Source organism: Pseudomonas entomophila, from assembly GCF_018417595.1.
In the GTDB taxonomy this organism is placed as follows: Bacteria; Pseudomonadota; Gammaproteobacteria; order Pseudomonadales; family Pseudomonadaceae; genus Aquipseudomonas; species Aquipseudomonas entomophila_C.
Genome location: NZ_CP070982.1, coordinates 3,327,012 through 3,349,874 on the forward strand (window position 1 = coordinate 3,327,012; position 22,863 = coordinate 3,349,874).

A 22,863-nucleotide genomic window follows, 5' to 3' on the forward strand; every position below is an offset into this window, starting at 1 on the left:
TCACGACAACCTCGTCTTCAAGGCCAAGGCCTGGCCGTCATGCCACCACGCCGCCAGGCTGAACACATCCGGCACCTTGAGGATGCTGAAGTGGTTGCCTGGCCCCTGCCATACCTCCAGTGTCGGCATCAGTTGCCGCCAGCCCTCCTCCATGGCCCGATGCTCGCGCTGGTTGCCGGCGGCATCCAGCGCCGGGTCGGTCACCAGCACCAGCCGCGCCAGGCCATCGAACCGCGCCTGTGGCCGATAGACCGTGCGCAACGCACTGGCGAAGGTGCGTACCACGCCCGCCAGGGCCTGGGGCGTGGAGCGCGACGGCAACAGCCCGACCCGCACCATGGCCCCGTGCAACTGGTTCATTTGCGCCTGGTCATCCGCCTCGGCGAAGGCCTCGGCGGCAATGCCCAGCGACTTGCCGGTGGACAGCTGCAACGAATCGACCAACCGCTGCAAAGCCTCGGTGAAGGTGTGCGGCTTGCCGCAACCACCACCGCCGCCCGGCGCCTCGCTGTCGATCAGGGTCAGCGATCGCACCTCGCGGCCCTTGGCCTGCAAGCGCGCCGCCATGGCATGCGCGACCCAGCCGCCAAACGAATGCCCGACCAGGTTCACTGGCCCCTGGGGGTAGAACGCTTCGATGGCCCGCACATGGCAGTCCGCCGCGGCCTCCACGCTGCTGTGCGGCACTTCGCCTGCGGCCAGGCCCCTGGCCTGCAGCCCATGCACCGGCCAATCATGGCCCAGGGCCTCGGCCAGGCCGATGAAGCTGGTGACGCTGTCCCCCGCGCCCGGCACGCAGAACACCGGCACATGCCCGGGCGTGCCACTCTGTATTGCCAGCAGCGGCTGGTGGGCCGGCAACGCGTGGCCCTGAGCGCTCGCCATGGCCTGGGCGATGGCCTCGCCGAGCACGGCCGCGTTGGGCGCCTGGATAAGGCTCTGGTGGTCGCCGGGTACCGTCAGGCAATGCAACACCTGCCCCGGCAGCGCTTCGGCCCAGCCCAGGGTCGGGCTGTCGCAGGGAACACTGTTCTCGCGCTGCTCGGCCTTGAACAGGTGCAACGGCACTGGCAGCGGCGCCAGGTGGTAATGGGCCAGGGCATGGCCATGGGCGACATGGCGCTCGAAGAAGTGACGCAGTTGCGCATCGCTGGCCTGGGCCAGGCCCGGCACCAGCAACTGCCGCTCGCGGCAGTGGGCGAGCAGCGCATCGAACGCCCTGTCGTCGCTTTGCAGCGCCTCGACTTGCGCCAGTTGCGCAGCCCCCGCCTCTCCTTGATCCTGCCAGTGCAACTGGCAGTGCTGCAGCAATTGCGCCTCGGCCTGGCGCGGGCCTTGCCAGCGTGCCTTGCCCTGGTCGACCAGGCGCGGCACATAGGTGTCGATCAGGCCGACGAAGGCCACCGCTTCGTCCGCCCCCAGCAACTGGGCGGCCACCTCGTACGCCAGCACCCCGCCAAACGACCAGCCGGCCAGGTGGTACGGGCCATGGGCTTGCACCGCCCGGATCCGCCGCACCAGGCGCGCCGCCAGGCACTCGAGGGTGTACAACTGCGGCTGGCCGACGGGCACACCGGGCAACCCGTAGATCGGGAAGTCACCCGGCACATGCCGGCCCAGGACCGGGAAGTACAGGTCCAGGCCGCTGAACTCGTGCAGCAGGAACAACGGCGGCAGGCTGCCCTCGGCACGCACGGTGACCAGGCTGTCGTCGTCACGGCCTGGCTCACGTTCGTCCAGGCGCTCGGCCAGGGCGGCGATGTTCGGATGCTGGAACAACTCCGCCAGGGTGGTGCGCAGCCCGCTACGCTCCATCTCGCTCACCAGGCGGATCGCCAGCAGCGAATGCCCGCCGAGCTCGAAGAAGTTGTCATGCCGACCGACTCGCTCCACCTCCAGCACCTGCGCCCACAGCGCGGCCAGCGCGTGCTCCAGGGCGCTGGCCGGGGCTTCGAAGGCGGCCACCAGCAGGTCCTGCGCGCCGGGCAGCGGCAGTGCCTTGCGGTCGACCTTGCCATTGTTGGTCAGCGGCAACGCTTCCAGTGCCACGAAGGCCGCCGGCAGCATGTACTCCGGCAACCGTTCGCGCAGGAACGCCCTCACCTTCGGCCCGTCGAGCGCCGGGTCGTGACGGGTGAACCAGGCCACCAGGCGCAGCGGCCCCTGCTCCAGGCGCAAGGCCTGGGCCACCCCCTCATCCAGCCCCGGGCATTGGGCCAGGTGTTGCTCGATCTCGCCCAGCTCGATGCGGAAGCCGCGGATCTTGACCTGGTCGTCGTTGCGCCCCAGGCACTCCAACTGGCCGTCCGGGCGCCAACGCGCCAGGTCACCGGTACGGTACATCCGCGCGCCGGGAACAGCGCTGAACGGGTCGTCGAGGAAGCGCTCGGCGGTCAGCTGCGGGCGTTCGAGGTAGCCCAGGGCCACACCGTCGCCGCCGATGTACAGCTCCCCGGTCACCCCTTCGGGCAACACCCGGCCCTGGTGATCGAGCACATAGACCGTGGTGTTGCCGATGGGGCGGCCGATCGGCACATGCTCGGCGTCCTCGGCCAGCGCCCGCACTTCATGGGTGGTGGCGAAGGTGGTGGTTTCCGTGGGCCCGTAGCAATGCACCAGGCGCACGTTCGGTGCCTGGGCCAGCAAGGCACGGAAGGCGCCGGGGTCGCCACGCTCGCCGCCGCACAGCAGGATGCGCAGCCCGGCCAGGGCTTCGGGGATCAGTTGCACGTACTGGTTGAACAACGCGGTGGTGACGAACAGCACGCTGGCGCCGCCCTCGCGCAGGGTGGCGCCGAAGCGTGCCGGCTCCAGCAGCGTCTGGTGATCGATCACCAGCACCTGGCCACCGTTGAGCAGCGCGCCCCAGACATCCATGGTGGCGGCGTCGAACGCCGGGTTGGCGGCGAAGGCGATACGGTCCTGGGCATTGAAGTCGGCGTAGCCGTTGTTCAGCACCAGGCGGGTGATGCCGCGATGCGCGACACGCACCCCTTTCGGCGTGCCGGTGGAGCCGGAGGTGTACATCACGTAGGCCACGTCGGCGGCGTCCACGGCCAGGCCCGGGTTGTGTCCGGGCTGGTCGTCGAGCGCCAGGCAATCGAGGTCGACGCGCCGCACCCCCAGGTCCCCGGCAATGCCGCCGAGGGTCAGCAGCGCCACCGCCTGGCAATCCTGCGCCATGAACGCCTGGCGCTCGGTGGGCGCGTTGATGTCCAGCGGCACATACACCGCGGCGCACTTGAGCACCGCCAGCTGGGCCACCAGCAACGGCAGCGAGCGCGGCAGCAGGACCGCCACGTGGTCACCCGGCGCCACGCCTTCGCCAACCAGCCAGTGGGCGAGCTGGTTGGCCTGCTCGTTGAGCTCGGCGTAGGTCAACTGGCGTTCATCGTGCACGGCGGCGAGGGCCAGCGGGTGACGTGCCACGCGCTGTTCGAACAGGCGTTGCACCGGTTCTTCGCGCGGGTAGTCGCGGTCGCTGGCGTTGTACTCGACCAGCAAGCGCTGGCGCTCCTCGTCCGGCACGATAACAAGCCGCTCCAGGCCCTGCTCCGGCGCCGACTCCAGGGCGTGCAGCAGCCCTTGCACGGCGTGTTCGAGATAGCCGCACAGGCGACGGGCGTCGATGCCTGGCGCGCACTGGGCGCTGAGGCAGAAGGCCTCGCCCAGGTCGTCGATGCTCAGCACCAGCGGATAGTTGCTGCCTTCATGGGCCTGCAGCAGCTGGATGCCGGCCCAGGCCTGCGCGGCCTGTGTATCGGCACGCACCGCCGCGGCGCTGTGGCGATAGTTCAACAAGGTACTGAACAGCGGCGCCCCGGGGGGCAGTGCACTGCAACGCTGGGCCAGGGCGAGCTGGGCGTGTTCATGCACCAATAGCCCGGTCAGGCGGCGATGGGTGTCGAGCACCGCCTCGCGCACCGGCAGGCCGCCGACGTTCAGGCGCAGCGGCAAGGTGTTGATGAACATCCCCAGCGCCCGCTCCACGCCCTCGCCCCCCTGCAGCCGGCCCAGCAACACGGTGCCGAAGACCACGCTGTCGCGCCCCGACAACTGCCCCAGCACCAGCCCCCAGGCCAGGTGCAGCAGGCTGGCGGCGCCGACGCCAAGCTGGCGGGCCTGCTCGCGCAGCCGGCGTGACAGCGCATCGTCGAGCAGTTGCCGGACCTCGGCCTCTGCATGCGGGTGTGGGTGTGGATGGGCGCCGTAGGCCAAGGTCGGCTCGTCGATGTCGCCCAATTGTTCGCGGAAGTAGGCCTCATGCTGGGCCTCGTCCACCCCTTGCAGCACCTGGGCGATGTAGTTGCGGTACGGCACCGGTGCGGGCAGCCGATGGGCTTCACCAAGCAGGCAGGCCTGCAGTTCGGCGCGCAGCACGTCCTGGGCGACGTGATCCATGACCATGTGGTGGAACAGCAAGGTGGCCTCGATGGCACCGTTGCCCTGGGCCTGGCGATGCACCAGGCGCAGCAAGGGCGCGCGGGTCAGGTCCAGGCGCAGGGCCGGTGCTTCGCCGTCGCCGAGGGCCACGACTTCCAGCGGCGCCCGGCGCCAGACCACCTGCACCGGCTGCGCCAGGCCTTCCCAGTACAGCGAGGTGCGCAGGATGTCGTGGCGCGCGATCACTTGGTCCAAGGCACGCTGCAACGTCGCCAGGCGTCCGGCATCATCCAGCAGGAACGTGACCTGCTGGACATAGGGGTCGGCGCCCTCGCTGGCCAGGTGGTGGAAGTGAATACCCGCCTGCAGGGGGCCCAGGGGGTAGATGTCCTGCACATTGGCGGCGCCCCCCGGCACGCTGGCAACGATCCGATCGATGGCCTGTTGCTCCAACGTCACCAGCGGCAGCAGCTCCGGTGTGATGTGGGTGCAGTCATCATCGATGCGGTTGGCCGGCACCTCTGCCTCGAACACCTGACCAAGGGTGGCGGCCAGCACCGCCACGGTGGGCTTGTCGAACAGCACGCGGATATCCACCGTCATGCCCTGCGCGCGCAGGCGCGAGGTCAGGGTCACGGCCAGCAGCGAGTGGCCGCCCAGTTCGAAGAAGTTGTCGTGCCGCCCTACCCGCTCCACCCCCAGCAGCTCGGCCCAGAGCTTGGCCAGCAGTTCCTCGGTCGCGCCTTCGGGCGCCTCGTAGGCCCGGCTCTGCACCGCCTCCGGCACCGGCAGCGCCTTGCGGTCGAGCTTGCCGTTGGGGCTCAGCGGCAACGCTTCCAGGTGGATGAACTGTGCCGGCACCATGAACGCCGGCAACCGCGCCAGCAGCGCCGCGCGCAGTACCTCTGTGGGTTGCGGGGTGCCGGTGCAGTACGCCACCAGGCGCTGCTCGCGGGCCAGCACCACCGCCTCCTTGACCCCCTCGATGCCGGTCAGGCAGGCCTGGATCTCGCCCAGTTCGATGCGCAAGCCACGCAGTTTCACCTGGTCATCGTTGCGCCCCAGGTACTCCAGGTTGCCGTCGGCCAGGTGCCGCGCCAGGTCGCCGGTGCGGTACAGCCGCCCGCCCGGGCGGGTGCCGAACGGGTCGTCGAGGAAGCGCTCGGCGGTCAGTTCGCCACGGTTGAGGTAACCGCGGGCCACCTGCACGCCGCCGATGTACAACTCGCCCGCCACGCCCTGCGGCACCGGCTGGCCGTGGCCGTCCAGCACATACAGGGTGGTGTTGGCGATTGGCTTGCCGATCGGCGTGTTGTCCGGCGCGGTCACACAGTGCCAGGCACTGACGTCCACCGCCGCCTCGGTCGGGCCGTACAGGTTGTGCAGCTCGACCGTTGGTAGTTGCGCCTGGAAGCGCCGCACCAGCGCGCCGGGCAGGGCCTCGCCGCTGCACAGCACGCGCTTGAGCCCTTCGGGCTGCACCGCGCCATGGGCGAGGAACACGTCCAGCATCGACGGCACGAAGTGCAAGGTGCTGACCTGCTCGGCGCGCATCACTTCACGCAGGTATTCCGGGTCGCGGTGGCCACCGGGCCGGGCCATGACCAAACGGGCGCCGGTCTGCAACGGCCAGAGGAATTCCCACACCGACACGTCGAAGCTGAACGGGGTCTTCTGCAGCACCACGTCGTGCGCGCCAAGCTGATAGGCGTCCTGCATCCACAGCAGGCGGTTGACCACCCCGGCGTGCTCGTTCATCACGCCCTTGGGCAGGCCGGTGGAGCCGGAGGTGTAGATCACGTAGGCCAGGTGGCGCGGGGTCAGCCCCATCACCACGGGGGCCTGCGCCGGTTGCGCCAGCCAGCTCGGGCGGTCGAGGTCGATCACCGGCACCGTGGCCGCCTGAGGCACGTGGCGGGTGACGGCGTGCACCAGCACCGCCACCGGGGCGCTGTCACTGAGCATGTGGCGGATGCGCTCGGCCGGGTACTCCGGGTCCACCGGCACATAGGCGCCACCGGCCTTGAGGGTGGCCAGCAGGCCGACCACCATCGCCAGGCCGCGCTCCACGCAGATCGCCACGCGATCGTCGGGTTTCACGCCCAGGGCGATCAGGTGATGGGCCAGGCGGTTGGCCTGTTCGTCGAGCTGGCGGTAAGTCAGCTCGCCCTCTTCGGCCTTCACCGCCACGGCGTCCGGGGTGCGCCGCACCTGGGCTTCGATCAGCCCGTGCAGGGTTTGTTCGAGGTCGTAGTCCACCCGCGTGTCGTTGAAGCCCACCAGCAGTTGCCGGCGCTCCGCCGCACCCAGCAATACCGACTCGGACGGGATCACATCACCCGAAGCGATGAAGCTCCAGAGCAGTTGCTCGAAATAACGGGCATAGCGCTGCACCGTCTGGTGGTCGAACAGCGCAGTGGCGTAGACCAGCGCGCCGACGAAGCCGTCGGCACTTTCGCCCATGCTCAGGCTGAGGTCGAACTTCGCCACGCGAGCCTCGGCTTCCAACAGCGAAAGCGACAACCCTTCGAGGCGCAGCGGTGGCTGGCCGACAGTGCCATCCCAATCCAGCGCGGCCTGGTACAGCGGCGTGTGGGACAAGCTGCGCGGTGGGCGCAGCAGTTCCACCACTTGCTCGAACGGCACGTCCTGATGGTCCTGGGCGGCGATCACCACCGCCTTGACCCGGGCGAGCAAGGTGCCCAGGTCCGGAGTCCCCGAGGTGTCGATGCGCAAGGCCAGGGAGTTGACGAACAGCCCGATCAAGCCCTCGACCGCAGCTTGCCGGCGGTTGGCCACCGGCGTGCCGATCACCACCTCATCCTGGCCCGACAGGCGCGCCAGCAGCACCGCCCAGGCGGCGGTGAACAGCATGAACGGCGTGAGCCCATGGCGGTGGCAGAGCGCCTTGAGCTCGGCACTCAGGCGTGGGTCCAGGCGCAGCTCGACACGCTCGCCGCTGTAGTCCTGGTGCGGCGGCCGCGGCCGATCGCTGGGCAGTGTCAGCAACACCGGCGCACCGGCCAGCGCCTGGCGCCAGTAATCGCCCTGGCGCTGCAACTCGTCCCCCGTCAGCCAGCGGCGCTGCCAGATGGCATAGTCGCCGTACTGGATCGCCAGGGGTGCCAGCGGGTCTTCGCCACCGGCGGCGAACGCCGGGTACAAGGCCGCCAATTCCTGGGTAAGCACGCCCACCGACCAGCCGTCGGCGACGATATGGTGCAGGGTGAGCAGCAGCACGTGGTGATCGGGGGCCAGGCACAGCAGACAGCCACGGATCGGCAGTTGATGCGCCAGGTCGAACGGCAGCGAAGCCTGCTCCTGGGCCAGCGTTCGCAGCCGTTGCGGCTGCCCGCGCAGGTCGTGCCAGGCCAAGGCGAAACCGCCGTGCCCGGGCACCACCCGCACCCGCGCTTCGGCACCCTCCTGGTTGAACTGGCTGCGCAGGCTCTCGTGGCGCTCGACGATGCGCGCCAGGGCGCGCTCCAGCGCCGTGCGGTCCAGCGGCCCGCGCAACTCCAGGCCCAGCGGAATATGGTAGGCGGCGCTGGCATCGCCCATCTGCGCCAGGAACCACAGGCGCTGCTGGGCGAACGACAGTGGCTGGGACTGGCCCCGCGTAGCCGCCTCCAGCAGTGGCAACGTCCGGCCCTGGTTGCCCGCCAATGCCGCCGCGACGGCCTGCAGGCGGTCGTCGGCGAACAAGGTGCCCAACGCCAGCTCCAGGCCCAGGCGCTGGCGCAACTGGCCGACCATGCGCATGGCCAGCAGTGAGTGGCCGCCCAGTTCGAAGAAGCGGTCCTGGCGACCGACCCGCTCGACCTGCAGCAGCTCGCTCCAGAGCTGGGCCAGGGCGATTTCCAGTTCGCCTTCGGCGGCTTCGTAGGCCCGCTCGGCCAGCGCCTCGCGCTCGGGCGCCGGCAGCGCGCGGCGGTCGATCTTGCCGTTGGCGGTCAATGGCCACGCCGCCAGCGGCACCAGCGCCACCGGCACCATGTAGGCCGGCAGGCGTTGCAGCAACACGGCCCGCAACTCGGCGGGCGTCGGCGCCTCGCCCCGGGCGATGAACCAGGCCACCAGCCGTGGCTGGCCCGCTTGCTCCTCGCGGGCCAGCACCAGGGCCTCTTCGATACCCGGCACTTGCAGCAATTGGGCTTCGATCTCACCCAGTTCGATGCGCCGGCCGCGCACCTTCACCTGGTCATCGTTACGTCCCAGGTACTCCAGGGTGCCGTCGGCGTTCCAGCGCGCCAGGTCACCGGTGCGGTACATTCGCGCCCCCGGTGTTTCGCTGAACGGGTCGGCGAGGAAGCGTGCCTCGGTCAGGTCAGGCTGGTTGAGATAACCCCGCGCCACGCCCGCACCGCCCACATAAAGCTCGCCCGTGGCGCCGGATGGCACCAGTTGCAGGGCTTCGTCCAGCAGATAGGCGCGGGCATTGGCGATCGGCCGGCCGATATCCAGCGCGCCGCCCGGCAACACCAGCCCGGACGTGGCGACCACGGTGGCTTCGGTGGGGCCATAGTTGTTGACCACCACGAAGCCTGGGTCACTGTTGAACTGGCGCAGGCGATCGCCACCGATCAGCAGGGTGCGCAAGGTCGGGTGCCGCAGCCCTTGGCTGAGGGCGTACTCGGCCACCGGGGTGGGCAGGAAGGCCACCTTCAGTGGCTGCGCCAGCCACCAGGCCAGCATCGCGTCGAGCTGCTCGTTGCCCAGCGGCTCAGGGGGCACGTGCAGCACCGCGCCGGCGCACAGGGCCGGCCAGACCTCCCAGGCCATGGCGTCGAAGCCGAAGCCGGCAACGCTGGCGGTGTGGTCCCCGGCCCTCAACTCGAAGGCCTTGCGGTGCCAGTGCACGAGGTTGGCCAGGGCCCGGTGTTCGACCATCACCCCCTTGGGCTCGCCGGTGGAGCCGGAGGTGTAGATCACATAAGCCAGGTGCTCGGGGGTCAGGCCCGCAACCACGGGGTTGTCGTGACGCGCCGGCCAATCAGGCTGGTCGAGCGCCAGCAAAGGCGCCTCCAGACCTTCAAGACCCTCGAACAATGCCCGCTGGGCCAGCACTACCACCGGTGCGCTGTCGCTCAACAGGTAGCGCACGCGCGAGTCGGGATGGGCCGGATCCACCGGCACGTAGCCGGCCCCGGCCTTGAGCACCGCCAGCAAGGCAACCAGGGTGTCCAGCCCACGCCGCGCCACCACCGCCACGCGGTCGTCGGGGCGTACACCCAGGTCGATCAGGTGATGAGCCAGGGCGTTGGCCTGGCGGTTCAACTCGCCATAGCTCAGGGTGTGCTCGCCGGCCTTGGCCGCCAGGGCTTGCGGCGCCTGGGCCACCTGGGCCTCGATCAGCCCCGGCAAGGTCTGGCCACGGGGGAAGGCCCGTGTCGTGTTGTTGAAGCCGTGCAGCAGGCGCTTGCGCTCCGTGTCGCCGACCAGCGCGACTTCGGCCAGCGCTTGCCGGTCATTGTCCACCATGGCCTGCAGCAGCGTTTCGAAGTAGCCGGCAAAGCGCTGCACGCTGGCCTGGTCGAACAGCGCGGTGGCGTACTCCAGGCTGCCGACCAGCGCCTCGCCCTGCTCGCCCATGTTCAGCGACAGGTCGAACTTGGCCACCTGGATGCCCTGTGCCACCGCGTCCAACTGCAGCCCCTGCAACTGCAGGACGGCGCCATCGGCGGCCAGCCAGTTGAGGGTGGTCTGGAACAGCGGCGTGTGGCTGAGGCTGCGTGCCGGGCGAACGAGTTCCACCACCTGCTCGAACGGCAGGTCCTGGTGCGCCTGGGCCTGGAGCAGGCGCTGCTGCACCTGGGCCAGCAAGGCTGCGGCGGACGGCGCGCCCGCCAGGTCGATGCGTATCGCCAGGGTGTTGACGAACAGCCCGACCAGAGGCTCCAGCTCGGCTCGGCCACGCCCGGCCACCGGGCAGCCCACCACCACTTCGGTTTGGCCGGCCAGGCGGGCCAGGGTCGTGGCCCAGGCAGTCATCAGCACCGTGTACAGGGTCACCTGGTGACGTTGGGCCAGGGCACGCAGGCCGGCCGCCAACGGCTCGTCCAGGCGCAGCACCAGGCTGGCGCCGCTGAAGTCCTGGCGCGCCGGGCGCGGCCGATCACCGGGCAGGCTGAGCAGGGTCGGTGCGCCGTCCAGGGTTTCACGCCAGTAGTCGGCCTGGCGCTGCAGTTGCTCGCCCGCCAGCCAGCGGCGTTGCCACACGGCGTGGTCGCCGTACTGGATCGCCAAGGGTGGCAGCGGGTCTTCCAGGCCCTGGCACAGGGCCGGGTACAGCAGGCCAAGCTCGCGGGTCAGTACACCCAGGGACCAGCCATCGGCAACGGCATGGTGCACGGTCAGGGCCAGCACATGGTGCTGCTCGCCCAGGCGCAGCAGGCTGGCGCGCAGCAACGGCCCTTCGACCAGGTCGAAGGGCGCGACGGCCTCGCTGCGCAGGCGCGCGGGCAGATCCTTCGGCGCCAGTGTCTCGCGGCGCAGCCAGCCCGGTTGCGGGGGCGCGTCAACCCGCACTTCTGCACTATCGCCAGAGGGCACGAAGCGGCTGCGCAGGGTTTCGTGGCGCTCGACGATACGCAGCAAGGCACGCTCCAGCGCCGTGGCGTCCAGCGCCCCGCGCAGGCCCAGGGCCAGCGGCATGTTGTAGGCCTGGTTGCCGCCTTCCAGCTGGGCCAGGAACCACAGGCGCTGCTGGGCGAACGACAACGGCAGGGCCTGCTCGCGGTCAACCGCCACGATGATCGGTAGCTCGCTGGCGCTTGCGTTGGCCAGCACCTGAGCCAACGCGGCCAGCTCGGCATTGGCGAAAAGGTCAGCCAGGGCCAGTTCCACTCCCAGGCGCTGGCGCACTTGGGACACCAGGCGCATGGCCAGCAATGAATGGCCGCCCATTTCGAAGAAGTGATCATGCCGACCGACCCGCTCGACCTTGAGCAACTCGGCCCAGATCGCCGCCAGGGCGGTTTCCACTTCGCCTTGTGGCGCCTCGAAGCCTCGACGGATCACATCTTCGTTGCCCGGCTGCGGCAAGGCGCGGCGGTCGAGCTTGCCGTTGGCAGTCAGTGGCAGTGCATCCAACTGCACATAGGCTGACGGCAGCATGTAGTCCGGCAACTGGCCTTGCAGGTGCTGGTGCAGTTCGGCGATCGCCTGCTGGCCGGTGAAGTAGGCCACCAGGCGCTTGTCGCCCGGGCTCTCCTCGCGCAGCACCACGGCCACGTCACGGACACCCGCGCATGCCGCCAGGCGTGCCTCGATCTCGCCCAGCTCGATACGGAAGCCGCGCAGCTTGACCTGCTGGTCGGCGCGGCCCAGGTAGCGCAGGGTGCCGTCGGCCTGCCAGCAGGCCAGGTCGCCGCTGCGGTACATGGTCCCGCCGTTGAATGGATCGGTCAGGAAGCGCTCGGCGGTCAGCTCAGGCTGGCCCAGGTAGCCCAGGGCCACGCCGTCGCCAGCGATATAGAGCTCACCCACCGCGCCCACCGGCAACAATTGCCGACGGGCATCGAGCACATAGCAACGGGCGTTGCCGATTGGTTTGCCAATCGGGATGCTGCCCTCGCCCACGCTGACGATCTCGTGGGTGGTGCTGAACGTGGTGGCTTCGGTCGGGCCATAGCCATTGAGCAGGTGTTGCGGCGCGCCGTCACGCAGCACGCGGGCGATCACCGCCGGATCCAGCACATCGCCCCCGACCATCAGGTAGCGCAGCCTGCGAAACGCCGGCAGCAGGTCATCGGCGAACTGGTGGAACAGCCCGGCGGTCAGCCACAGCACGGTCACGCCCTGGGCCAGCAATTCATCGTGCAGGGCCTGGCGCGACAGCACCTGGTCCTGGTCGATCACCACCACCGCACCGCCGTTGAGCAGCGGCGCCCAGACTTCCAGGGTGCTGGCGTCGAACGCCGGGTTGGAAGCAAACGCCACCCGGTCCTGGTGATTGAAATCGGCGAAGCCGTTGTTGATGGCCAGGCGCACGATGGCCCGGTGCGGCACCTGCACACCCTTCGGTGTGCCGGTGGAGCCGGAGGTGTACATGATGTACGCAGCGCTGCCGGCGTCCACCGCCAGGTTCAGGGGTTCGCTCGCGTAGCGCCCCAGGTCGAGCCGGTCCAGTTCGACCCGACGCCCGCCCTCGATCTGCGGCTGGTCACTGTGGGTCAGCAACACCACGGCCTGGCTGTCCGCGACCATGAACGCCTGGCGCTCGACCGGCGCATTGCCATCCAACGGCACGAACACCGCCGCGCATTTGCTCACGGCCAACTGGGCCGCCAGCAGGTCGAAGGAGCGTGGCAGCAGCAAGGCCACCCGATCGCCGGGTTGCACGCCATGCTCGACCAGGCAACGGGCCAGGCGATTGGCCTGGACCCCGAGCTGGGCATAGCTCCAACGTTGCTGCCCATGCACCACCGCCAGCGCCTCAGGGTTGAAACCGGCGTGCGCCTCGAACACGGCGTGCACAGCCCTGTCGCATGGGTACTCGCGTCGGGTGTCGTTGAACAGTCGCAGCACCCGCTCGCGCTCTTCTGCAGGCAGCGCAACCAGGCTGTACAGCGGTGTAGCCGGCGCGTGCGCCAACGCCTCGGCCAGTTGCGCCAGGACAACCTGCAACAGCTGGCACACCAGGCGCCCGTCCACACCCGGCACCGCCTGCACGGTCAGGGAGAAGCCGCTGCCCAGGTCATCGACGCTGACCACCAGCGGGTAGTTGGTGGCCTCGGCCGAGTGCACGATCTCGATCCCCGCCCAACCGCTGCGCAAGGCCTCCTCGCTGCCCGCGTGCACGCTATGGCGGTAGTTGAGCAAGGTGTTGAACAACGGCGCCGGCGCCGCCACGCCACTGCAGCGCTGGGCCAGGGCCAGCGGCGCATGCTCATGGCGCATCAGGGTGCTCAGGCGCTGGTGGGTGGCCTTGACCGCCGTGGGCAGGTCGCTGCTCGCCAGGTCCACACTGAACGGCAAGGTATTGATGAAGATACCCAGGGCCCGGTCGGCGGCTTCGGCACCGACCAGGCGACCCATCAGCACCGTGCCGAACACCACCTGGTCACGCCCGGCCAGCATGCCAAGTACCCGCGCCCAGGCCAGGTGGAACAAGCTGGCGACGCTCACCCCCTGGGCCCGCGCCTGGTTGCGCAGGCCTTGGCACAGGGCCGGGTCGAGGGACAGGCGCTGTTCATCCAACGCCGCGCCATCGCCCTGCACGTCGCCCAGGCCATAGGCCAGGGTCGCCTCATCGAGGGGGCCGAGCATGTCGCGGAAGAACGCTTCGTGCTCGGCTTCGCTCACGCCCAGCAGTGCCTGGGCCACATGGTTGCGGAACGGCACCGGGCGGCCCAGCTGCTGCGGCTGGCCCAGCAGGAAGGCGAGCATTTCGTGGCGCACCACGTCCAGGGCGCTGTGGTCCAAGGCGACATGGTGGAACTGCAGGGTCGCCCGCACCCGGCCATCCGCCTGCTCAGGCTGGCATTGCAGGCGGATCAGCGGTGCCTGGGTGAGATCGAAACCGGCCTCGGGCGCCTCGCCTTCGGCCAGTTGCGTCACCCGCAGCTCGGCCTTGCGCCACACCACCTGCAACGGCTGGTCGAAATCCTTCCAGTGCACCGAGGTGCGCAGGATATCGTGACGGTCGATCACCCCTTGCAGGGCCTGGGTAAAGGCCGCCACGCGCTCGCGGCTGGCGAACACGAAGGGCGCCTGCATCACATAGGGATCATGCTCGCCGGCACTGGCGTGATGGAACAGCATGCCTTGCTGCAGGGGCGCCAGGGGGTAGATGTCCTGCACGTTGGCGGCGCCACCGGGGATAGCGGCCACCAGGCGGTCGATGTTCGCCTGGTCGAGCTCGACCAGGCTGAGCATGGCCGGGGTGATCCGCGTGCAGCCAGGCGGGATGCGGTTTTCCGGCACCTCCACCGCGCCCTGGCGAGTCGCCACGTATTCACCCCGTTCGAGCATCGCCAGCAGCGCCGGCTTGTGCTCGCGCAGTTGCGCCACCAAGGCCGCGTCGGTCAGGGCCTGGCGGTTGCCCTGGACCACCAGCTGGCCATCCTTGAGCGCCAGTTGCACGTTGTTGGCTGTCAGTGTTGCCAGTAGTTCGTTGATGCTCACAGGACGATCTCCATTCTGTCTGTGATGGCGGCATAACCTGCCAGCGTCGGTTGCTCGAACAGGGTGCGCACGTCGGCTTCCAAGCCGGCTTCGCGCAGCCGCGAGATCAGGGTCACGGCCAGCAGCGAGTGGCCGCCCAGTTCGAAGAAGTTGTCGTGCCGCCCTACTTGCTCCACCCCCAGCAGCTCGGCCCAGAGCTTGGCCAGCAGTTCCTCGGTCGCGCCTTCGGGCGCCTCGTAGGCCCGGCTCTGCACCGCCTCCGGCACCGGCAGCGCCTTGCGGTCGAGCTTGCCGTTGGGGCTCAGCGGCAACGCTTCCAGGTGGATGAACTGCGCCGGCACCATGAACGCCGGCAACCGCGCCAGCAGCGCCGCGCGCAGTACCTCTGTGGGTTGCGGGGTGCCGGTGCAGTACGCCACCAGGCACTGCTCGCGGGCCAGCACCACCGCCTCCTTGACCCCCTCGATGCCGGTCAGGCAAGCCTGGATCTCGCCCAGTTCGATGCGCAACCCACGCAGTTTCACCTGGTCATCGTTGCGCCCCAGGTACTCCAGGTTGCCGTCGGCCAGGTGCCGCGCCAGGTCGCCGGTGCGGTACAGCCGCCCGCCCGGGCGGGTGCCGAACGGGTCGTCGAGGAAGCGCTCGGCGGTCAGTTCGCCACGGTTGAGGTAACCGCGGGCCACCTGCACGCCGCCGATGTACAACTCGCCCGCCACACCCTGCGGCACCGGCTGGCCGTGGCCGTCCAGCACGTACAGCGTGGTGTTGGCGATCGGCTTGCCGATCGGCGTGTTGTCCGGCGCGGTCACACAGTGCCAGGCACTGACGTCCACCGCCGCCTCGGTCGGGCCGTACAGGTTGTGCAGCTCGACCGTTGGTAGTTGCGCCTGGAAGCGCCGCACCAGCGCGCCGGGCAGGGCTTCGCCGCTGCACAGCACGCGCTTGAGCCCTTCGGGCTGCACCGCGCCATGGGCGAGGAACACGTCCAGCATCGACGGCACGAAGTGCAAGGTGCTGACCTGCTCGGCGCGCATCACTTCACGCAGGTATTCCGGGTCGCGGTGGCCACCGGGCCGGGCCATGACCAAACGGGCGCCGGTCTGCAACGGCCAGAGGAATTCCCACACCGACACGTCGAAGCTGAACGGGGTCTTCTGCAGCACCACGTCGTGCGCGCCAAGTTGATAGGCGTCCTGCATCCACAGCAGGCGGTTGACCACCCCGGCGTGCTCGTTCATCACGCCCTTGGGCAGGCCGGTGGAGCCGGAGGTGTAGATCACGTAGGCCAGGTGGCGCGGGGTCAGCCCCATCACCACGGGGGCCTGCGCCGGTTGCGCCAGCCAGCTCGGGCGGTCGAGGTCGATCACCGGCACCGTGGCCGCCTGAGGCACGTGGCGGGTGGCGGCGTGCACCAGCACCGCCACCGGGGCGCTGTCACTGAGCATGTGGCGGATGCGCTCGGCCGGGTACTCCGGGTCCACCGGCACATAGGCGCCACCGGCCTTGAGGGTGGCCAGCAGGCCGACCACCATCGACAGACCGCGCTCCAGGCAGATCGCCACGCGATCGTCGGGTTTCACGCCCAGGGCGATCAGGTGATGGGCCAGGCGGTTGGCCTGTTCGTCGAGCTGGTGGTAAGTCAGCTCACCCTCTTCGGCCTTCACCGCCACCGCGTCCGGGGTGCGCCGCACCTGGGCTTCGATCAGCCCGTGCAAGGTCTGTTCGAGGTCGTAGTCCACCCGTGTGTCGTTGAAGCCCCGCAGCACTTGCAAGCGCTCGGCCGCGGCCAACACCGGCAGTTGCAGCAATGGCTGCTCCGGCTGCTCGTCCAGCGCCTGGGCCATACGCTGCAGCACCTGGCCCAACTGCTCGCAGATCCGCGCCGCGCCGACCTCGACCGGGGTCATGGCCACCAGGCGGAAACGCTCGCCGATGCTGTCCACGTTCACCCCCAGTGGGTAGTTGCTGCGCTCCTTGCTCTCCAGCGTCTCGATGCCTTGCGCGGCCTGGCGCTGGGCCTCGCTGGCCTGGCTGCCGTGGCGGTAGTTGAGCATGGCGCTGAACAACGGTGTCGGCGCGGCCACGCCACTGCAACGCTGGGCCAACGCCAGCGAGGCGTGCTCGTGGGCCAGCAACCCGCTCAGGCGCTGCTGGGTGGCCTGCGTCGCCTCGCGCAGGCTCAGGCCGGCCAGGTCCAGGCGCAGGGGCAACGTGTTGATGAACATGCCCAGGGCCTGCTCGGCGCCCTCGCCCCCTTCAAGACGGCCCAGCAGCACGGTGCCGAACACCACGCTGTCGCGGCCACTGGCTGCGGCCAGCAGGCGTGCGTAGGCCAGGTGGAACAGGCTGGCGACGCTGATGCCCAGGCGCCGGGCCTGCTGATGCAGGCGCGCGGCCAAGGTGTCGTCGAGCCATAGTTGCGCCTCCTCGATGCTTTGCACATCCACCTGCACGTCAACCAGGCCGTACGGCAAGGTCGGCTCGTCGATATCGCCCAGTTGCGCGCGGAAGAACGCCTCGTGCTCGGCCTGGCTGACGCCCAGACGGGCCTGGGCTACATAGTTGCGGTACGGCACGCCCGGCTCGGCCGGTACCGGTGCCCCTTGCAGGTAGCCCGCCAATTCGCGGCCGATCACTTCCATCGCCACATGGTCGAGGACGATATGGTGCAAGCGCAGCGCCGCCAGCAGGCCGGGGCCGTGCGGGTCCTGCCAGTGATACAGGCGCACCAGCGGTGCTTGCGCCAACGGCAAGCCGTGCGCCACTTGCGCCTCGTCGGCCACCTCGAACACCGCCAGCGCCGTGCGCCGCCAGACCACCTGCACCGCCTGGGGCAGGCCCTCCCACTGCACCGAGGTACGCAGCACGTCATGCCGGCCGATGACCTTGTTCAAGGCATCGACGAAGGCTTCCAGCCGCTCGCGACTGGCGAAGGCCATGCGCGAGCCCAACACATAGGGGTCGTGCTCCGGAGCGCTGAGGTGGTGGTAGAGAATGCCCTCCTGCAACGGCGCCAGCGGATAGATGTCCTGCACGTTGGCCGCGCCGCCCGGCACCGTGGCGACGATGCGGTCGATGGCGGCCTGCTCCAGCGCCACCAGGGACAGCATGTCCGGCGTGATGTGGGTGCAATCGGCCGGGATCCGGTTGGCCGGGACCTCAACCTGGCGACTGTGGCCCAAGGTAGCCGCCAATGCCGCCACCGTCGGCTGGCCGAACAACGTGCGCACGTCGGCTTGCAGGCCGGCCTGGCGCAAGCGTGCGGTCAGGCTCACGGCCAACAGCGAATGGCCGCCCAGCTCGAAGAAGTTGTCGTGCCGCCCGACTTGCTCGACACCCAGCAGTTGCGCCCAGATATCGGCCAACAACCGCTCGGTCTCGCCCTGTGGTGCTTCGTACTCGCGCCCCTGCACGTCCGGCACCGGCAGCGCCTTGCGGTCGGGCTTGCCGTTGGGGGTCAACGGCATCGCGTCGAGGTGGATGAACAGTGCCGGCACCATGTACTCCGGCAACTGCGCCAGCAACACGGCACGCAGGTGATCGGCGGCCTGTGGCTCGCCGGTGTGGTACGCCACCAGGCGCGGGCCTCTGTGCGGATGCTCGTGCACCAGCACCAGCGCTTCGCGTACACCCGCGATCCGGTTCAGGCAGGTTTCGATCTCGCCCGGTTCGATGCGCAGGCCACGCAGCTTGATCTGGTGGTCGGTGCGGCCGAGGAATTCCAGCACGCCGTCCTGGCGCTGACGCACCAGGTCGCCGCTGCGGTACAGACGGTCGCCTTCGACGAACGGACTGGCGATGAAGCGCTCGGCCTGTTGCTCCGGCAACCCCAGGTAACCCCGCGTCACACCGGCACCACCGATGTGCAACTGGCCGGCCACACCGAATGGCACGGGTTGGTCATGGGCATCCAGTACGTACAAGCGGGTGTTGTCGATGGGGCGACCGATCGGCAGCGCGCCATGCGGCAATGGATCCTGCGGTTCCAGGGTCCAGGCACTGCAATCCACCGTGGCCTCGGTCGGGCCGTAGACGTTGTGCAGCCGTACCTGCGGCAGGCGCTCGCGCACCTGGCGGGCCAGCGCCTCGGTCAGTTCGCCGCCACCACAGACGATATCGGTGAGGCTGCTGCTGCGGTTACCGACCTGTTCAAGGAACGGCTGCAACAGCGCCGGCACGAACTGCACCACGCCGACCCGCTGCTCCTCGATCAGCTCGACCAGGTACTGCGGATCACGCTGGCCATCCGGGCGCGCCAGTACCAGGCGCAATCCGCTGCACAGCGGCCAGAACAGCTCCCATACCGAGGCATCGAAGCTTACGGGGGTCTTGTGTAGCACAGCACACTCGGCCGGGAACAAGCCCGCACTCCAGTGCACCAGGTTGACCACGTTGCGGTGCTCGACCATCACGCCCTTGGGCACGCCGGTAGAACCGGAGGTGTAGATCACGTAGGCCAGATGGTCCGAGGTCAGGCCAGGCACCTGCGGCTTGCTGGCCGGCAGCGCCGCCCAGGTCGGCTGATCCAGGTCGACCAGCGTCGTCGGCGAACCGACCAGGTCACGTGTCTTGCCCTGTACCAGCACCGCCCGAGGCTGACTGTCGCCGAGCATGTGGCTGATGCGCTCGGCCGGATAGTCCGGATCGACCGGCACATAGGCGCCACCCGCCTTGAGAATGGCCAGCAGGCCGACCACCAGTGGCAGGCCACGTTCGACACAGATCGCCACCCGATCATCCGGTTTGACCCCGAGTGCGATCAGGTGATGGGCCAGGCGGTTGGCCTGTTCATTGAGCTGCCCATAGCTGAGCTCACCTTGCTCGGCCGTGACCGCTATCGCCTCAGGCGCCTGGGCCTCGATCAGGCCATGGAGCGTCTGCGCAACGTCACGGGATACCTCGGTGCGGTTGCATTCGGACAGCAGCCGACGGCGCTCCTCCTCCTGCAACACCGGCAATTGCAGCACTGGCAGCCGCTGCGGCTGGTCCAGCGCCTCGGCCATGCCGAGCAGCACCTGCCCCATCTGCCCGCAGACACGCGCCGCCCCTACGTCGGCCGGGGTCATGGCGACCAGGCGGAAGCGACCGCCGATATCGTCCACGCTCAGGCTCAGCGGGTAGTTGCTGCGCTCGCTGCTCTCCAGCGTCTCGATGCCCTGCAGGGCCAGGCGCTTGGTCTCGCTCGCCTGGCTGCCGTGGCGGTAGTTGAGCATGGCGCTGAACAGCGGCGCCGGCGCGGCCACGCCGCTGCAACGCTGGGCCAAGGCCAGCGAGGCGTGCTCGTGCACCAGCAAGCCGCTCAGGCGCTGCTGGGCGGCCTGGGCCGCTTCGTGCAGGCTCAGGCCCGCCAGGTCCAGGCGCAACGGCAAGGTGTTGATGAACATGCCCAGCGCCTGCTCGGCACCCTCGCCGCCTTCCAGGCGCCCCAGCAACACAGTGCCGAACACCACGCTGTCGCGGCCACTGGCGGCGGCCAGCAGCCGTGCGTAGGCCAGGTGGAACAGGCTGGCGACGCTGATGCCCAGCTGGCGGGCCTGGCGCCGCAGGCGTGCGGCCAGGGCGTCATCCAGCCACAGCTGCGCCTCTTCGATGGCCTGGCCGTCGATCTGCACATCGCCCAGGCCGAACGGCAAGGTCGGCTCGTCGATATCGCCCAGTTGCGCGCGGAAGAACGCCTCGTGCTCGGCCTGGCTGATGCCCAGGCGTGCCTGGGCCACATAGTTGCGGTACGGCGCGCCGGGTCCGGTCGGCGCCGGCAGCCCTTGCAGGTTGTTCACCAGCTCCTGGCCGATCACCTCCAGCGCGGTGTGGTCGAGGACGATATGGTGGAACTGCAAGGTCGCCAGCAGGCCTGCCCCCTGCGGGTCCGGCCAGTGGTACAGGCGCACCAGCGGCGCCTGCGCCAGCCCCAGGGCATGGGGCACCGCCTGCGCGTCGGCCACCGCGAACAGCGCCAGCCGGGCCTCGCGCCAGACCACTTGCACGGGTTGTGGCAGGCCGTCCCACAGCACCGACGTGCGCAGTGCGTCATGGCGGGCGATGACCTTGTCCAGCGCCTCGGCAAAGGCATTCAGCCGCTCACGGCTGGCGAAGGCCATTTGCGAGACCAGCACGTACGGGTCGTGCTCCGGCGAGCTGAGGTGGTGATAAAGGATCCCCTCCTGCAACGGTGCCAGCGGGTAAATGTCCTGCACGTTGGCCGCGCCCCCCGGTACCGTGGCGACGATCCGGTCGATGTCGGGCTGCTCCAGTGCCACCAACGGCAGCATCGGCGGCGTGATACGCGTGCAGTCGGGCGCAATGGCGTTGGCCGGCACCTGCACCCGACGGTTCTGGCCCAGCGTGGCCGCCAGCGCCGCCACGGTCGGCTGGCCGAACAGCGTGCGCACGTCGGCCACCAGGCCCGCCTGGCGCAGGCGCGCGGTGAGGCTCACGGCCAGCAGCGAATGGCCGCCCAGTTCGAAGAAGTTGTCGTGGCGACCGACCTGCTCGACGCCCAGTACCTCGGCCCAGATCGTCGCCATCGCGGCCTCGGTTTCGCCCACTGGCGCAACATAGGCCTGCTGCGGCTGGATCGACGGTTCCGGCAGTGCCTTGCGGTCGAGCTTGCCGTGAGGCGTCAGCGGCAGCGCCTCCAGGCGCGTGAAAGCCTGCGGCACCAGGTACGCCGGCAGGCAGGATTGCAGGCCCTGGTGGAGGATGTCGACCTCGACCGGCGTCACCTCGGTGAACCAGGCCAGCAGGCGCTCGTTGCGCACCAGCACCACGGCGTCGGCAATGCCCGGCTGCGCCTTGAGCGCCGCTTCGATCTCGCCCAGTTCGACCCGTACGCCGCGCACCTTCACCTGGTCATCGTTGCGCCCTTGGTAATCCAGGGTGCCGTCGGCGTTCCAGCGCACCAGGTCGCCGCTGCGGTACATCCGCGCATCCGGCTCACTGCTGAACGGGTCGGCGAGGAAACGCTCCTCGGTCAGGTCGGGACGGTTGAGGTAGCCCCGGGCAACCTGGGCGCCACCGATGTACAACTCGCCGATCACGCCCACCGGCACCGGCTGGCAATGTTCGTCCAGCACGTAGGCGCGGGTGTTGGCGGTCGGCTTGCCGATATGCAGCGCAGCGCCCGGTTGCAGTTGCCCGGAAGTCGCCACCACCGTGGTTTCGGTCGGGCCGTAGTTGTTGACCAGGGCAAAGCCTGGGTCGCGGTCAAATTGGCGCAACCGATCGCCACCCACCAGCAGCGTTTGCAAGGTCGGGTGCCGACGCTCGCGGCGCAAGGCCTGCTCGGCCACCGGCGTGGGCAGGAAGCTGACCTGCAACGGCTGCGCCAGCCACCAGTCGAGCAACTCGTCCACGTGCTCACCGGCAATATGAGCCGGCGGCAAGTGCAGCACTGCCCCGGCGCACAGCGCCGGCCAGGCCTCCCAGGCCATGGCATCGAAACCGAAACCGGCGACGCTGGAGGTATGGCTACCCGCTTCCAGATCGAAGGTTTCGCAGTGCCAATGCACCAGGTTGGCCAGCGTGTGGTGCTCGACCATCACGCCCTTGGGTTGGCCGGTGGAGCCGGAGGTGTAGATCACATAAGCCAGCTGACGGTCATCCAGCCCCGCCACGACGGGGTTGCTGTCCGCCTCACCGCGCCAGGCCTTGCCGTCCAGCGCCACGGTCGCCACCTCGCCCACCAATGCGGCGGTCGACGACTCGACCAGCACCAGCGCTGGCGTGCTGTCGCTCAGCAGATAGGCAATGCGCTCGGCCGGATACCCCGGGTCGACCGGCACATAGGCGGCTCCGGCCTTGAGCGCGGCGAGCATGGCCACAAGTCGTTGCGGACCCCGTTCAAGACACAGCGCCACCCGGTCGCCGCACAGGACACCGCGCTTGATCAGATGGTGGGCCAGGCGGTTGGCGCGCTGGTTCAGCTCGGCGTAGCTCAGGCGCTGCTCGCCCTGCACCACCGCCAGTGCTTGCGGTGCCGCGCTGGCGAAGGCCTCGACCCGCGCATGCACGGTCTGCCCCTGCGGGTAGGCCTTGGCGGTGACATTGAAGCCCTCCAGCACCCGGCGCTGCTCGGCGGCATCGAGGATCGGCAATGCATCGACCCGAGCCCCACCGCCTTGCTCCAGGGCCTGGACCAGTTGCGCCACCGCGCCGCTCATCCAGCCCGCGACCCGCTCGGCACCGATACCGTGCTGGGCCAGCACGCTCAGGCTGAAGCCCTCGCCCAGGTCGTCCACGCTCAAGGTCAGCGGGTAGTTGCTGCGCTCTTCGCCACCGAGCTGGTAGATGCCGTGGAAACTGTCGACATCGGTCGCCGCGCCTGCCGCGCTGTGGCGGTAGTTGAGCAAGGCG

Annotated in this window: 2 protein-coding genes (1 of these 2 cut by a window edge); both read right to left on the reverse strand. The window is 69.3% G+C overall.

Features of this window, described 5'->3' with window-relative positions; genetic code table 11:
• Complete coding sequence (locus JYG34_RS14660; RefSeq protein ID WP_213657125.1) at positions 1-14,511, reverse strand: non-ribosomal peptide synthetase; 14,511 nt, start codon at positions 14,509-14,511, stop codon at positions 1-3.
• Positions 14,508-22,863: the 3' end of a non-ribosomal peptide synthase/polyketide synthase gene (locus tag JYG34_RS26455; protein ID WP_213657126.1), read on the reverse strand. 17,129 nt of this gene lie beyond the right edge of the window; the window shows 8,356 of its 25,485 coding nt (coding positions 17,130-25,485); its start codon lies beyond the right edge, outside the window; it ends in the stop codon at positions 14,508-14,510. Before JYG34_RS26455 ends, JYG34_RS14660 begins: the two co-directional genes overlap by 4 nt.